Origin of the sequence: Paraburkholderia sp. (genome assembly GCF_035501035.1) — a bacterium.
Taxonomy (GTDB): domain Bacteria; phylum Pseudomonadota; class Gammaproteobacteria; order Burkholderiales; family Burkholderiaceae; genus Paraburkholderia.
The window spans coordinates 14,531-27,898 of the sequence record NZ_DATJWR010000243.1; the positions used below are offsets into that span (position 1 = coordinate 14,531).

The window sequence follows — 13,368 nt, forward strand, 5'->3', positions numbered from 1 at the left end:
GAATCTTGGTTGGTTCGCCCGTTTGCCGCGTGATTAGATCGCAGCACTTCAATCCGTTGTACGGGAACAGAGCATGGCGAATCGGCTGTACGAAAAATGCGGCGCGTTTGCGCGATTCAAATGGCTGCGCGCACTGGCGTGCTTGGGCGCATTCGCGCTCCCCTGCGCGGCGCATGCTGCCGATCCTTACCGGGTTGGCGTGAGTGGCCCGTTGACCGGCCACGATGCCCAATACGGCGAGCAGTGGAAGCGCGGTTTCGATCTTGCGCTCGATCAGATCAACGGCAGCGGCGGCATTCACGGCCATCCGCTGCAATACGACTTCGAGGACAGCCGCAGCGATCCGCGCCAGGCCGTGGCGATCGCGCAGAAGTTCGCGGGCGACAGCCGTATCCTGCTTGAACTCGGCGACCTTTCGAGCGGCGCCTCGATGGCGGCTTCCCCCATCTATCAGCGCGCCGGCCTCGTGCAGTTCGGCTTCACGAACTCGCATCCCGATTTTACGAAGGGCGGCGACTACATGTGGAGCACGGCGATCAGCCAGGCGGAGGAGCAGCCCTTGCTCGCGCAATACGTGACGGGCGGCCTCGGCTTCCGGAAGATCGCCGTGCTTTACCTGAATACCGACTGGGGCCGCACGAGCGAGGACATCTTCGCGAAGTCGGCGCGCGCGCACGGGGCGCAGATCGTGGCCGCCGAAGGCTACCAACCCGATGAAAAGGATTTTCGCGCGACGCTCACGCGCGTGCGCAGCGCCAATCCCGATTCGATCGTGCTGATCTCGTACTACTCGGATGGCGCGCAGATCGTGCGCCAGGCGCGCACGGCGGGCATCGGGCTGCCCATTGCCGCAGTCGGTTCGGTGTACTCACCGAAGTTCATCGAGCTGGGCGGCGAAGCGGTGAATGGCATCTATACCGAGTCGAACTTCTTCCCCGGCGATCCGCGGCCCGAAGTGCAGAGCTTCGTGCAGCGCTATCGCGCGAGGTACGGCACCGACCCGGATACGTTCGCGGCGCGCGCCTACGACGCGATGATACTCGCGGGTGAGTTGCTGAGCCGCTATGGCGCGACGCGCGCGGCCGTGCACGACGGCCTCGCGAAAATCGATGACGTGCCGAGCGTGATCTTCGGGCACTTTCATTTCGATGCGCAAACGCGCCGCGTAGCGGGCGCGAAGAATCAGGACCTCGTCGTCAAGGACGGCAAATTCGCACGCTGGGACGGCGCGAGTGCGCTCAAGGCGCAGTAAGCGCCGCGCCTCGCGCAGTCTCCAAACGGAAACCTCGCCATCATGAGCGCCTGGCTAGACTACACAATAAACGGCCTGATCGTCGGCAACATCTACGCGTTGCTCGCGGTCGGGCTTGCGCTGATCTTCGGCGTTTCGCACCTCATCAATTTCGCGCACGGTTCCGTGTACATGGTGGGGGCGTTCATCGGCTGGCTGTGCCTCACGCGCCTTGGCCTGCCGTTGCCGCTCGCGCTCGCTGCCACCATTGCCGGATGCGCACTGCTGGGCATTGCGATCGAGCGCATCGGTTTGCGGCCGCTGCAAGGCGCCGCGCGCATCGCGCCGCTGCTCGCCACTATCGGCATCAGCTTCGTGCTCGACCAGCTCGCCCAGCTCGTGTGCGGTCCGGATCCGCGCCCCGTGCCCTCGCCGCTGCCGAACTGGACGCTCGCCATCGGCGGCGCGACGCTGGGCTCGCTCGACGTGCTGATCGCGGCGATCGGCATTGGCGCGGCGGCCGTGCTTTACGCGTTCCTGCGCTTCAGCCGCCTCGGGTGGGCCGTGCGCGCGACGGCTCAGGACCGCGACGCTGCGCAGCAGATGGGCGTCGACGTCGACGCGGTCAACCGCGTGGTGTTCGCCATCGCTTGCGGTCTTGGCGGCCTGAGCGGGCTGCTCGTCGGCATGTACTACAACAGCATCGACCCGGCGATGGGCTTCCAGGCCACGCTCAAGGGCGTCGTGGCCCTGCTGATCGGCGGGCTGGGCAACGTGCCGGGGGCGATCGCGGGCAGCCTGCTGCTCGGGCTCGTGGAAAGCTATGGGGTGGCGCTCTTCGGCACGAGCTATCGCGACCTGTTTGCGTTCGTGCTGTTGCTCGCGTTCCTGGTCTGGCGCCCCAACGGCCTGTTCAGCGGGAACCGGCGCCTGCCGCCGGAGCCGCTCACGGGCACCTTCGTGTCGAACCGCCGGGCGCTGAACGTACCGCGGCCCGTGTTCGCCGCCCTCGTCGTAATTGCGGTGGCGCTGCCATTCGTGGTGTCCTCCTCCTATGTGCTGCAAACGCTCACGAACGCGTGGATCTACGGCTTGCTTGCGCTGAGTCTCACGCTCGTGGCGGGCACCGTGGGCCAGATTTCGTTGGGGCATGCGGCGTTGCTGCTGATCGGCGCATATGGCTCGGCGCTGCTCTCAGCCGCGTCTGGCTGGTCGCCGGCATTGACGATCCTGCTCGCAGGGCTCATTACCGCCGCGCTCGGCACGCTGCTCGTCTATCCGTCGTTCCGGCTGCGCGGGCACTACGTCTCGATTGCGACGCTCGGCATAGGCGAGATCGTGGGCCTCGTGGTGCTCAACTGGGACAGCCTCACGCGCGGCCCGATTGGTGTGTCCGGCATTGCGCCGCTTTCCCTGTTCGGCTGGACGCTCGAAAGCGCACGTTCGGTCTACTGGTTCACGCTCGCCGTGCTGATCGTGCTGGCGCTGCTGCAGCTGCGGTTGCTGAACTCGCACCTCGGCCGCACGTGGCGTGCGGTGCGCGAGGATGATGTGGCCGCGCGGGCCTATGGTGTGCGGCCCAACCGCTACAAGGCGCTCGCTTTCGCATGGGGCGGATTTGCTGCGGGCATCGGCGGCGGCATTGCCGCCCATCTGTACAGCTACATCAACTACCAGACCTTCGATTCTCAAGTGTCGATACTCGGGCTCACGATGGTGATTCTGGGAGGCCTCGGCAACGTTGCGGGTGCAATCATCGGTGCGTCGGCGCTGATCACGCTGCCGGAGCTGTTCCGCTTCGCCGCGGAGTACCGCATGCTGGTTTATGGCGTCGTGCTTCTGCTGCTCGTGCGGTTCCGGCCGCAGGGTTTGTTCGGTTCCGTATGAGGGCTCGGATCATGTCCAACAACGCAAAGGCTGATGCCGAAATCCTCTTCGACGTGCGCAACGTGACGCGCCGTTTCGACGGGCTCACCGCAGTGGCAGGCGTGAGTCTTTCCATCGCGCGTGGCGAATGCGTGAGCGTGATCGGCCCGAATGGAGCGGGCAAGTCTACGCTGTTCAATCTGCTCGCGGGCGCCGACATGCCCAGCGAAGGCGTGATCCGCTTCGACGGCGAGGACGTGACGGGCTATGCGCCCGAGAAGCTCGCCGCGCGCGGTATCGCCCGGACGTTCCAGCACGGCCGCGTGTTCGGCAACCTGAGTGTGCTCGACAACGTGTTGATGGGTGCGCATGTGCGCCTGCGCAGTGCGCGCGCGGGGTGGCCGGTGGCCGGGGCTCTCGCCGAACTGCTGCGCGCGCTTTTCCAGCCGCCCGGCGTACGGCGCGAGGAAGCCGCCTTGCGCGACGCGGCGCGCGCCGTGATCGCGCGGTTCGGCGAGCGGCTCACGCCGCGCGTCGACCAGCCCGCACATAGCCTTTCCTATGCGAACCGGCGGCGCGTGGAAATTGCGCGCGCGCTCATGCTCGGCCCGCGCATCCTGTTGCTCGACGAACCGACCGCCGGCATGAACGAATCCGAGACGGCGGAGATGCTCGCGCTGCTGCTCGAACTCAAGCGTGAGGGGCTGACCATCCTGCTCATCGAACACAAGCTCGATCTCGTGATGACGCTGTCCGACCGCGTGCTCGTGCTCGACGAGGGCCGGGTGATTGCATCGGGGGCGCCGCAGGAAGTGCGCCACGACCCCGCCGTGATCGAAGCCTATCTCGGCCATCGGCACGTGGGCGCCGACGACCTTTCGCGCGCGGTGGCGATATGAGCCGTGCGCAGGTCATCCCGCTATTCAACGACTCTTCACGCGAACGCCGCACCATGACCACGCCGCTGCTCAAGCTCGACCGCATCGACACCTTTTATGGCCAGAGCCAGGTGCACTTCGGCGTGACCGTGGAGGTGCCGCGCGGCGAGATCGTCTGCCTGCTCGGCGGCAATGCGAGCGGCAAATCGACGACGATGAAGGTGATTCTCGGCCTGCACAAGCCGCGCGCGGGCACGGTGAGCTTCGATGGCGCTGCGCTCGACGGTCTGTCCACCGCGCAGATCGTGCGCCGCGGCATCGCCTCGGTGCCGGAAGCGCGGCGGCTATTCGGCGATATGAGCGTGCGCGAGAATCTGCTGATGGGAGCGTTTTCGCGCCGAGATCGCGAGGGAATTGCAGAGGACTACGAACGCATGCTCGAGCTGTTTCCCCGCGTGAAGGAGCGGCTCGCCCAGCGCGCGGGCACGCTATCGGGTGGCGAACAACAGATGCTGGCAATGGCGCGCGCGCTGATGAGCCGCCCTAAGCTCGTCTGCATGGATGAGCCGACCATGGGCCTCTCGCCGCTCTACGTCGACAAGGTGCTCGATCTGATCCGCACGATCAACGGGCAGGGCGTGACGTTCTTCATGGTCGAGCAGAACGCGAGCCTCGCGCTGCAGATCGCGCACCGCGGCTACGTGCTGCAAACGGGGCGTGTGGTGCTCTCGGGCGAGGCATCGGCGCTGCTCGCGGACGAGCGTATTCGCGACGCCTACCTCGGCGGCCCGCTCGCCGCGCAAACCGCTTCGTGAGCCTCGCCGCCTTCATGCGGACAGCGAGGCAACACGGGGTTCAGGCGGATTGCCAGCGTGCGTCTGCCACCGCCAGCTTCTTCGGAATCAGCTTGAGATCGGAGAACGTGTCCGCGATCTGCTGCTGGTAGGCGAGCGTCTCGGCATTGATGGCCTGCACGCCGTAGCCCGTGCGCTTGAGGGCGACTTCGAGCGTCGGCGCGTCGAGGCCCACGAGCGGCGAGAGTTGCGCGGCGACCGCGGGCACGTTGTTGCGGGCCCACGTGTCGACTGTGCCGATCTCTTCGAGCAGCGCGTGGACAATCGGCGCGTGTGCGTTTGCGAAGCTGCGGCTCGCGATGTAGTACTGCGTATTGCGAACGAGGTTCTCGCCGTTGGCAATCTGGCGCGCATTGGCCTGGCGCTCGACAGCCGCGAGATACGGGTCCCAGATCACCCATGCGTCGACGCTGCGGCTCGTGAAGGCCGCGCGCGCGTCGGCCGGCGCGAGATAGACGGGGTGGATGTCCTCGTATTTGAGGTTGGCCTTCTGCAGCGCCTTGACGAGCAGATAGTGCACGTTCGAGCCGCGGTTGAGCGCGACACGCTTGCCGCGCAGGTCGGCGGGCGTGCGGATCGGCGAGTCCTGGTGCACGACGATGGCCTCGCCCTGCGGCGCGGGCGGCTCGCTCGCGATATAGACGAAGTCCACGCCGCCGGCCTGCGCGAAGATGGGCGGTGTTTCGCCAACCGTGCCGACGTCCACGGCGCCGGCCGCGAGCCCCTCGAGCAGCTGCGGGCCGCCGGGAAACTCCAGCCATTGCACGTTGAAACCGAGTGGCGCCAGGCGCTTTTCCAGCGTGCGCTGGGCCTTCAACACGACGAAGTTGCCGTATTTCTGGTAGCCGACACGCAGCGTCTTGCTGTCGTCCGCGCGTGCAATGCCGCTGCGGATTGCCAGCGCCGCGGCGCCGGCCAGCGCCGTCGCGCCGCGAAGCGCGCCGGCTGTCGCGGCACCGGCTGCGAGCTTGAGGAGCAGGCGGCGCGAGCCGTTGGCCGAGTGGCCGGTGTGATCGTCTTGATTGTCGAGGGACATCGCTTGTATTGCCTCTGTGGAAGTGCGCTGAAGCTGAAGCCGCCGCCGATGCGCGGCGAATTGCCTCCCACCTTAATCCGTTTCATCGGCGATACAACCAAGATATTCTCAGATGCTTATCTCCGGGCCGCTCCTGATATCTGGACCGGATCGCATGCATCATTCGTCGGTTTCATTCGCTATCAGCCGGAGGGCGGCTGCTTCGCTCACGCCGCAGCGTCTTCGACGAAGCGCAGCGCGACGCCCGCGGCTTCGTCGGCGGCGACGCGCAGCGAGCCGTCGGCGGCCGTGCTGAAGACCACGCCGTTGCGCTCGAACAGCGTGCGCAGCGCATCAAGCGATTTCACGCGCAGATCGAGCGCGACATAGCGTTCGCTGCCGTCCTGCGTGGCCGCGAGCGCGCCATAGCGGTGCTCCGCTTCGGCCGGTGTCACGAATTCCACCTGCGCGCGGCCGGCCGGCAGCCGGTAGTGGCCATCGCGAGTCCGCTCGACGATACCCGGTCCGAACAGGCGCTCGTAGAGATTAGCGACCTCGTGGGGCGTTGGCGACGCGACGACGAACCGGGCGATATCGGTGACGCCGTTCGGATGCTGGCGGTCCTCGTCGCGCCACACGAGCTGCGGCGTGAAGTGATGGCAGAAGAACGTGCGCCCGTTGCGTACGAGTTCTGCCGCGAGGTGCACCGTGCGAAAGCGCGCGTGCTGCGCGCCGCCCGGTAGCTGGACCGGCCGGAAGAATTCGGCGGGCGGCTCCACGGCGATTCCACGCGCCGCTATTGCGTCATGCAGCGCGAGCGAGTCGTCCGTCTTGAATGCGAGCCCGGAAAGACCGGGAGGCGCGTTGACGATGTCGGGACGATTCGTGCTTTTACCGTGCTCGAATCCAAGCAGTTCCAGGTAGTTCTCGCCGAAGATCGCGAGATGGTTGCTCGAACCGAGCGAATGATGTCCACGCTCGGTCAGGGCGAAGCCGAGCTTGCGATAGGCGACAGACGCCTGATCGAGTTGATCCTTGACGTTGACGACGGCGTGATCCAGAACGGGTGCGGGGAGGCGGCTCATTGCAGCGAAATTCTCCGGAAGGCAGTGGCGGAATGCACGCCGCGTGGCCGTCGCGATTCCGTCGAATGTGAAAGCGTGAAAGCGTGAAGCCACTGAAAAGTGTAATGACCGGATTGCGCGGAACCAACCAACGGATTCTGATTTGCTCTGCGCGATTCGTGGCCCATCTGGTTGACGGACGGCAAACCGGTCGACGCTCAGGCAGCGCGCCCGGTCATTGACTGGCAAACCACGTGCTGTTTCACCGGCACGCTGGCTTCGCAAGAACGTGACGTCGAAAAGGTACTTACACCTTTGTTCATTTCCTAAGGCCAAAACGTTCGTTGGTGACGAGAGGGGCGAGGACTAGCATGAACCGCATGGGACGATACCGTCCGTTGTGCTTTCACGGGAAACTCCATGCGATACAAGGGATACGAAGTTGCGCCTTCGGCACATGCGCTGCCGAGCGGTCTATATGCCGCGAACCTCACGATTGAAAGCGACGTGCCGGTTCACGGACCGTCGTTCAGGTTCGACGCGCTCGATTACTTCTTCGAAGCCGATCACGCCGTCGCCTACGCATGGCGATGGGCGCGGCTGTGGATCGACAACCGCGTCAAGGAATCGCACCGACGTGCTTGATGCGCTGCGCGGCCCACATTCGGCCGAAGGGAGGCTGCAGGGCATTGCGAAGATCGACGCGCTTCGAAATCAGCGCTTCGAAATCCGCCTGGGTTCGGCGAACTTGCCTGTTTGCGGGTACCCGGCAAGCGCTACGCGTAGCCGATCCGACGCCTGGGCGCCTGCGTTAGCTTCCGGTTATCGGGCTCACGGCTTCACGTGTGCGCGTTTGGGCGCAGTCCCTCGTCGCGCCAAATCACCAGCCTTGCTTTCGATCTGAAAAATGCTTGGTTCCATCGCATCCATCGCGCTGCGAGGATGCTTGCCTCGCCAGCGCCAATGTCCATTGACAGCGCACAGGCGCAACACAAGAAGGACTCTCGAAGATGAAAAACAGAACCTGGGGCGCAGTGCCTGCCGCACTGTTGATGGCGTTGCTGGTCATGGGATCGAATGCCGCGCATGCAGATCGTCTGGACGACATCAAGAAGGCGGGCGTGCTGCGCGTTGCGGCATTCGACAGCAACCCGCCGTTCGGCTTCGTCGATCCGAAGGACAACCAGATCGCTGGACTCGATGTGGACTATGCGCGCGCCGTGGCGAAGAGCCTCGGCGTGAAGCTCGAAATCCAGCCGACCAATCCTGCCAACCGCATTGCGTTTCTGAAGTCGGGCAAGGTCGATCTGGTATTCGCCAACTTTACGATCACCGACGAGCGCAAGAAGGAAGTGGATTTCAGCACGCCGTACTTCGCATCGGGCACCCAGTTCATCGCGAAGAAGGGCGTGTTCAAGTCTCCGGAGCAGCTGAACAGCTTGCGTATCGGGGCAGACAAGGGCACGACCAACGAGCAGCAGGTGCGTGCGAAGTTCCCGAACGCGACGATCGTCGCCTACGACGACACGCCTTTCGCCTTCGCCGCGCTACGCACTGGCAACGTGCAGGCCATTACGCAGGACGGCCCGAAGCTCGTCGCATTGCTTGCGCGCGTGCCGGACAAGGCCAACTACGAGATTTCCCCTTTCACGATTTCGAACGACTACGAAGGCGTTGGCGTGCCAAAGGGCGAGACGCGTCTGCTCGATGTGGTGAACAATACGCTCACGCACCTGGAAGCGGACGGCGAAGCCGCGCAGATTTATGACAGGTGGTTCGGCCCGAAGAGCGCGGCGCCACTGCCGCGTCTGTTCAAGATCGGCGATCCGGAAAAAAGCAGTTGAGCGCTGCGACCGTCCTTACGGGCGCCTGCTGCCTCGCCGTGCCGGGTGGCACGGCGCTCGACGCTTTCCATTGCTGACTCATGCATAACTGGCTTGAACCGAAGTATCTCGCGTGGCTGGAGCAGGGTTTCCTCGTTACGGTGATGCTCTCTGCCTGTGCGGCGTTGTGCGCGACGCCGCTGGGTTTCGTACTCGCGGTTGCCCGCACGGCTCGCACCAGCGCGATCGCGCGCGGCGCGGCGGCTTACGTGTTCGTCATCCGCAATTCGCCGCTGCTGGTCCAACTGTTGTTCTGGTACTTCGGCGCGGCGACGGTTCTACCGTCCGCATGGATGAACTGGCTCAACACGCCGCACGCGGTAACGCTTGGCGTGCTGACGTTGCGCTGGCCGAGTTTCGAGCTGTTCGCCGGATGGGTTGGACTGACCTGCTACACGACGGCGTTCATCGGCGAGGAGTTTCTCGCCGGCATGCGCGGCGTGAACCCCGCACAAGGGCAGGCGGCTGCCGCGCTCGGCATGAGCCGCTACGCAACGCTGCGCTACGTGATCCTGCCACAGGCATTGCGCATCGCGACGCCGCCACTCGCTGGCCAGTACATGAACGTGGTGAAGAACTCCTCGCTGACGATGGCGATAGGCGTTGGGGAGCTGTCGTATATGTCGCGTCAGGTCGACACGGAAAGCTTCAGGACATTCCAGGCGTTCGGCACCGCCACCGTATTCTATGTGCTGGCCATTGCGGTTATCGAAGCGGCGCTCGTGCTCTGGCAACGCACCGGCGTGCGCGCGTTGCAGCGAGGCCGGGTATGAACGGCTTCGATTGGCTTCCGACGCTGCGTTATCTGTTGCTCGGAGCATTTCCCGCAGGCCCGTTGGGCGGCATTGCGCTGACTCTCGTGCTTTCGGTGATGTCCGCGTTGCTTGCCGCGTTGTTCGGTCTCGCGGGCGGCATTGCGCTCGCCATGACGCGTGGCTTCGTCCATCTCGCGCTGACGGTCGTGGTCGCGTTCTTTCGCGCAATACCCGTGCTGATGCTGATCTTCTGGACCTTCTTCCTGATGCCGATCCTGCTGCACGTCGACGTTCCGGGTCTCGCGACCGTGGTTTGCGCGTTGGCACTGATCGGCGGCGCGTATCTGTCGCACTCCGTTTATGCGGGCATCACATCGATCAGTGATGGGCAGCGCCAGGCAGCACTGTCACTTGGTTTGACACGCTGGCAGACTTTGCGCGAAGTGATCCTGCCGCAAGCCGTGCGTGTGATGATGCCGTCGTTCATCAATCAGTGGGTCTCGTTGATCAAGGATACGTCGCTCGCCTATATCGTTGGCGTGCCGGAGTTCACGTTCCTCGCCAATCAATTGAACAACCGCCTGATGGTGTATCCGGCGCAGATCTTCCTGTTTGTCGCGCTTGTCTATCTGCTGTTGTGCGGCGCGTTGCAGTGGGTTGCCAACGCGCTGCTCGTGCGCCGCAAGTCTACGCGTCTAAGTGGGAGCGGAGTGCAAGGCGACAAGTATCACGAACGACGCGAAATGCGATCGCCGTTGGTTGGCGCGGCGGCGACGCGCAGGGCGCGAGACTGATGCGGCGGTGTGCCGCCTCGCCTCCTTATGGGGCGGGGTTCGCAACCGACGTGTTTCGATTCTCGCAATTGCAATCGGGAGCTCATCCGCACCCGTTGAAGTGGTCAGCATTCAACGTGTCTACGAGCCGACACGACGCCCGCGATTCCCTTGCGTCGCACGATCGCCGTTCTGTCCGTGATGACCCGGTCATGGGACACTACATCCCCAACTGAAACCAGTCGTCCAGAGCACGTGTTGCGACGACCAGGCACACAACCAGCACGAGTATCCCGACGCACACTGCAAAGTCGATACAGAGGTGAGCGTAACGGTTGACGGTCTGGGCAAGCAGACTCTCGGGATTGGCCGGGCGATCTAGGCCGGGCTCTGATTTACCGCGTTTGAACATGGACTGGAGAGGATGGCCGTGCTAGCGGCCATCAGGCAGAAAACTGGTGAGCGAAACCCGCAACGGGCTCCATTACAGTGCACCGGAGTGATGCACAAGGCACGAAGTGCTGGTTACTGCTGGTACGACAACATGAAATAGGCCGTCAAGGGCGGGAGGAAAGGCGAAGTGCCGGCGATAAGCGCCATGGTCTGGCCCTGAGTGCGGTACGCTCTTTTAGTGAGGAGGCCGTTTTCACGGCACACATGCCGCAACGCGCGTTCGCCGAGTTCGTACGGTTGGTTAGCGATGAAGTCGACCACCAACTGCGGACCCATGTCCCTCTCCCAATGCAATGAAATACGAAACTTGCATCAGGATAAATGCAGGGCTGGGCAAGAAAAATAAGACGAGTTCGATTCGTGAAATCGTGTCGCATCAGGAATGCATGCATGCGCCTGTTTGAGGTGCAGGAACGCGCAGCGATGGTGGTGAAGAACCGCGCCAACCCCGATTTGCGAGGGGACCTGCTTCGATGCCGCGATATGCCGCGATAATAGGGGCGCGGTACGTGATGCAACGCGCCAGCGCGTGGTTCCACCAGAGCCGCCGCTCGTGGACCTTTTCAAGGGACCACGCCTGCGGTAACCTGGTGCGGATAAGGCACACGTGTCGCGCAAAAGGAGCTTGTCACGCATGGCAGCAAGAGTGAACGAATACCAGCAACCCATTGGCGAACCCGTCTCGGACTGGCAGCCGCGCGCGCGGCCTGCGCGCGTGACGATCGAGGGGCAGTTCTGCCGCATTGAGCCGATCGATCTCGAGCGGCACGCGGCCGACCTCTTCGAGGCCTATGGCGAGGCGCCGGATGGACGCGACTGGACCTATCTGTTCGCCGAGCCGTTCACCGATTTCGCTGCGTTTCGAGAATACCTGGCCAAGGCCGCGGTATCGAGTGATCCGTTTCACTATGCCGTGATCGACCGCGCGAGCGGCAAGGCCGTGGGCACGTTCGCGCTCATGCGCATCGAACCGGTTCATGGCGTGATCGAGGTTGGCAGCGTGACGTTTTCGCCGCGTCTGAAGCAAACGCCTATTTCCACCGAAGCGCAGTATCTGCTGATGCGCTATGTTTTCGACGAACTGGGCTACCGGCGCTACGAATGGAAATGCGACAGCCTGAACGCGCCCTCGCGCAAAACCGCGCTGCGCCTTGGCTTCCAGTTCGAGGGCATTTTCCGCCAGGCCATCGTGTACAAGGGCCGCAACCGCGACACGGCGTGGTTCGCCATCATCGACAAGGACTGGCCGCTCGCCAAGGCGGCGTTCGAGACGTGGCTCTCGAAAGAGAATTTCGACGCCCATGGCAAGCAGCGCGCTTCGCTCGCGAGCTTCAGGGAAGCGGCGGCGTCCTGAATGGCCGGCACGATCCTTATCCGCGATATCGCGTCCGCCGACCGCGACGCGTGGTTCGGCCTCTGGGCGGGCTACAACGCGTTCTACGAAGCGAGCGTGCCGCCGTCAGTCAGCGAGCGGACCTGGCAGCGCATGCTCGATGCGGATGTGCCGCTGTTCGGGCGCATCGCCGAAGTCGATGGTCGCGTGGCGGGATTCAGCCTTTGCGTGCTGCATGAAGGCACATGGGTCGATGCGCCGGTCTGCTATCTGGAGGACCTGTTCGTCGATCCCGCCTGCCGCGGGCAGGGCATTGGCAGGCGGTTGATCGAAGACCTCATCGCACTGGCGCGCTCGCGCGCGTGGTCGCGCCTCTATTGGCATACGCGTGAGGACAACCCCGCACGCAAGCTCTACGACGAATTCACGAACGCAGACGATTTCGTGCGCTACCGCCTGCAATTCTGATCCCGAGCACCCTACGCATAATTCGCCGGTGCACGCAACATTGGCCGACACGTCGAAAGCGCCATGTTCGGCACGCGCCTGAAATCCGCGAGTTGACTTGGCCCCGGGATCGAGCGCAGCATTGTCCTCCGTGCGAAATGCCAACAATGGAGGAGACATGCTGAAGAATATCGACCCGCTCCTGAACGCCGATGTCCTGCACGCGCTGCGCGCGATGGGGCACGGCGACGAGCTAGTCATTTGCGATGCGAATTTTCCGGCCGACTCGATTGCACGCGCAACGGCGCTCGGCAAGCTTCTGCGCATCGACGGCGTCGATGCGCCGCGCGCCGTGCGCGCGATCCTCTCCGTGCTGCCGCTCGACACCTTCGTCGAATCTCCGGCCATGCGCATGGAAGTGGTGGGCGATCCCGAAGCAATTCCAACGGTGCAGCGCGAAGCGCAGTCCGAGGTCGATGCGGCCGAGGGCCGCGCGGTGCCGTTCGCTTCCATCGAGCGGCACGCATTCTATGCGCGCGCGCGCAAGGCCTATTGCGTGATTGCCACGGGGGAGACGCGCGGTTACGGCTGCTTCGTGTTCGCCAAAGGCGTGCTGCTCGCGCCGGATGCGCCGCGAGGGAATCCCGCAACGCAGTGAGCGTGTGGACGTGGCGTCGTGAACATGCAGGATGTCCTCACGCGTGACGAAAACGAGGGGCTCGCAGGCCAGATCATGTGAGCACCTGCTTGCGTTGGCATAAGGCTAGCGATGGAAGTGCGAGTCCTTCTGCCGGTCTCCCTGTGCGTGCCGCTCGG

General features: G+C 64.0%; 12 protein-coding genes and 1 pseudogene. 10 read left to right on the forward strand and 3 right to left on the reverse strand.

Features of this window, described 5'->3' with window-relative positions; translation table 11 throughout:
• Positions 1 to 73 precede the first annotated feature (73 nt).
• The 4 genes from VMJ11_RS17900 to VMJ11_RS17915 are packed head-to-tail and all read left to right on the forward strand — an operon-like array spanning position 74 to position 4,790.
• On the forward strand, positions 74 to 1,252 hold the full coding sequence (locus VMJ11_RS17900) for an ABC transporter substrate-binding protein (RefSeq protein ID WP_325620730.1): 1,179 nt from the start codon (positions 74 to 76) through the stop codon (positions 1,250 to 1,252).
• Positions 1,253 to 1,294: 42 nt separating this feature from the next.
• Complete coding sequence (locus VMJ11_RS17905) at positions 1,295 to 3,118, forward strand: ABC transporter permease (protein ID WP_325620731.1); 1,824 nt, start codon at positions 1,295 to 1,297, stop codon at positions 3,116 to 3,118.
• An 11-nt stretch (positions 3,119 to 3,129) separates the two neighbouring features.
• Entirely contained in the window at positions 3,130 to 3,996 is an 867-nt protein-coding gene (locus VMJ11_RS17910; protein WP_325620732.1) for an ABC transporter ATP-binding protein, read from the forward strand.
• Entirely contained in the window at positions 3,993 to 4,790 is a 798-nt protein-coding gene (locus tag VMJ11_RS17915) for an ABC transporter ATP-binding protein (protein WP_325620733.1), read from the forward strand. The genes VMJ11_RS17910 and VMJ11_RS17915 overlap by 4 nt, the downstream gene beginning before the upstream one ends.
• A 40-nt stretch (positions 4,791 to 4,830) precedes the next feature.
• Here VMJ11_RS17915 and VMJ11_RS17920 read toward each other — a convergent pair whose 3' ends face one another.
• Both VMJ11_RS17920 and VMJ11_RS17925 read right to left on the reverse strand, forming a co-directional pair.
• Positions 4,831 to 5,865: a sulfonate ABC transporter substrate-binding protein gene (locus tag VMJ11_RS17920; protein ID WP_325620734.1), complete on the reverse strand. Its 1,035-nt coding sequence runs from the start codon at positions 5,863 to 5,865 to the stop codon at positions 4,831 to 4,833.
• Positions 5,866 to 6,071: 206 nt separating this feature from the next.
• Positions 6,072 to 6,929 carry a VOC family protein gene (locus VMJ11_RS17925; RefSeq protein WP_325620735.1) on the reverse strand — a complete coding sequence of 286 codons (858 nt, stop codon included), beginning with the start codon at positions 6,927 to 6,929 and terminating at the stop codon, positions 6,072 to 6,074.
• Positions 6,930 to 7,328: 399 nt separating this feature from the next.
• Between VMJ11_RS17925 and VMJ11_RS17930 the strand changes: the two genes are divergently transcribed.
• The 4 genes from VMJ11_RS17930 (at position 7,329) to VMJ11_RS17945 (ending at position 10,340) form a co-directional block, all read left to right on the forward strand.
• Complete coding sequence (locus VMJ11_RS17930; protein ID WP_325620736.1) at positions 7,329 to 7,553, forward strand: hypothetical protein; 225 nt, start codon at positions 7,329 to 7,331, stop codon at positions 7,551 to 7,553.
• A 365-nt stretch (positions 7,554 to 7,918) separates the two neighbouring features.
• Positions 7,919 to 8,752 carry an ABC transporter substrate-binding protein gene (locus tag VMJ11_RS17935; protein WP_414694423.1) on the forward strand — a complete coding sequence of 278 codons (834 nt, stop codon included), beginning with the start codon at positions 7,919 to 7,921 and terminating at the stop codon, positions 8,750 to 8,752.
• A gap of 80 nt (positions 8,753 to 8,832) precedes the next feature.
• The gene (locus VMJ11_RS17940; protein ID WP_325620737.1) at positions 8,833 to 9,564 is read left to right on the forward strand and encodes an amino acid ABC transporter permease; all 732 of its coding nucleotides are present in this window, start codon (positions 8,833 to 8,835) and stop codon (positions 9,562 to 9,564) included.
• Entirely contained in the window at positions 9,561 to 10,340 is a 780-nt protein-coding gene (locus tag VMJ11_RS17945; protein WP_325620738.1) for an amino acid ABC transporter permease, read from the forward strand. Before VMJ11_RS17940 ends, VMJ11_RS17945 begins: the two co-directional genes overlap by 4 nt.
• A 504-nt stretch (positions 10,341 to 10,844) precedes the next feature.
• On the opposite strand, the gene VMJ11_RS17950 is transcribed toward VMJ11_RS17945, so the two are convergent.
• Positions 10,845 to 11,048: a hypothetical protein gene (locus VMJ11_RS17950; protein ID WP_325620739.1), complete on the reverse strand. Its 204-nt coding sequence runs from the start codon at positions 11,046 to 11,048 to the stop codon at positions 10,845 to 10,847.
• 358 nt (positions 11,049 to 11,406) lie between these two features.
• Between VMJ11_RS17950 and VMJ11_RS17955 the strand changes: the two are divergent.
• Positions 11,407 to 12,573: pseudogene (locus tag VMJ11_RS17955) on the forward strand (GNAT family N-acetyltransferase).
• Positions 12,574 to 12,730: 157 nt separating this feature from the next.
• Positions 12,731 to 13,210 (forward strand): RbsD/FucU family protein, encoded by a 480-nt coding sequence (locus VMJ11_RS17960; RefSeq protein ID WP_325620740.1) that lies wholly within the window; start codon positions 12,731 to 12,733, stop codon positions 13,208 to 13,210.
• Positions 13,211 to 13,368 lie beyond the last annotated feature (158 nt).

What these genes read in the sequence shown, in the direction of transcription:
- VMJ11_RS17920 (WP_325620734.1), bottom strand. Translation starts at nt 5,865, where the DNA reads ATGTCCCTCGACAATCAAGACGATCACACCGGCCACTCGGCCAACGGC.
- VMJ11_RS17915 (WP_325620733.1), top strand. Translation starts at nt 3,993, where the DNA reads ATGAGCCGTGCGCAGGTCATCCCGCTATTCAACGACTCTTCACGCGAA.
- VMJ11_RS17925 (WP_325620735.1), bottom strand. Translation starts at nt 6,929, where the DNA reads ATGAGCCGCCTCCCCGCACCCGTTCTGGATCACGCCGTCGTCAACGTC.
- VMJ11_RS17935 (WP_414694423.1), top strand. Translation starts at nt 7,919, where the DNA reads ATGAAAAACAGAACCTGGGGCGCAGTGCCTGCCGCACTGTTGATGGCG.
- VMJ11_RS17905 (WP_325620731.1), top strand. Translation starts at nt 1,295, where the DNA reads ATGAGCGCCTGGCTAGACTACACAATAAACGGCCTGATCGTCGGCAAC.
- VMJ11_RS17930 (WP_325620736.1), top strand. Translation starts at nt 7,329, where the DNA reads ATGCGATACAAGGGATACGAAGTTGCGCCTTCGGCACATGCGCTGCCG.
- VMJ11_RS17960 (WP_325620740.1), top strand. Translation starts at nt 12,731, where the DNA reads ATGCTGAAGAATATCGACCCGCTCCTGAACGCCGATGTCCTGCACGCG.
- VMJ11_RS17940 (WP_325620737.1), top strand. Translation starts at nt 8,833, where the DNA reads ATGCATAACTGGCTTGAACCGAAGTATCTCGCGTGGCTGGAGCAGGGT.
- VMJ11_RS17950 (WP_325620739.1), bottom strand. Translation starts at nt 11,048, where the DNA reads ATGGGTCCGCAGTTGGTGGTCGACTTCATCGCTAACCAACCGTACGAA.
- VMJ11_RS17945 (WP_325620738.1), top strand. Translation starts at nt 9,561, where the DNA reads ATGAACGGCTTCGATTGGCTTCCGACGCTGCGTTATCTGTTGCTCGGA.
- VMJ11_RS17900 (WP_325620730.1), top strand. Translation starts at nt 74, where the DNA reads ATGGCGAATCGGCTGTACGAAAAATGCGGCGCGTTTGCGCGATTCAAA.
- VMJ11_RS17910 (WP_325620732.1), top strand. Translation starts at nt 3,130, where the DNA reads ATGTCCAACAACGCAAAGGCTGATGCCGAAATCCTCTTCGACGTGCGC.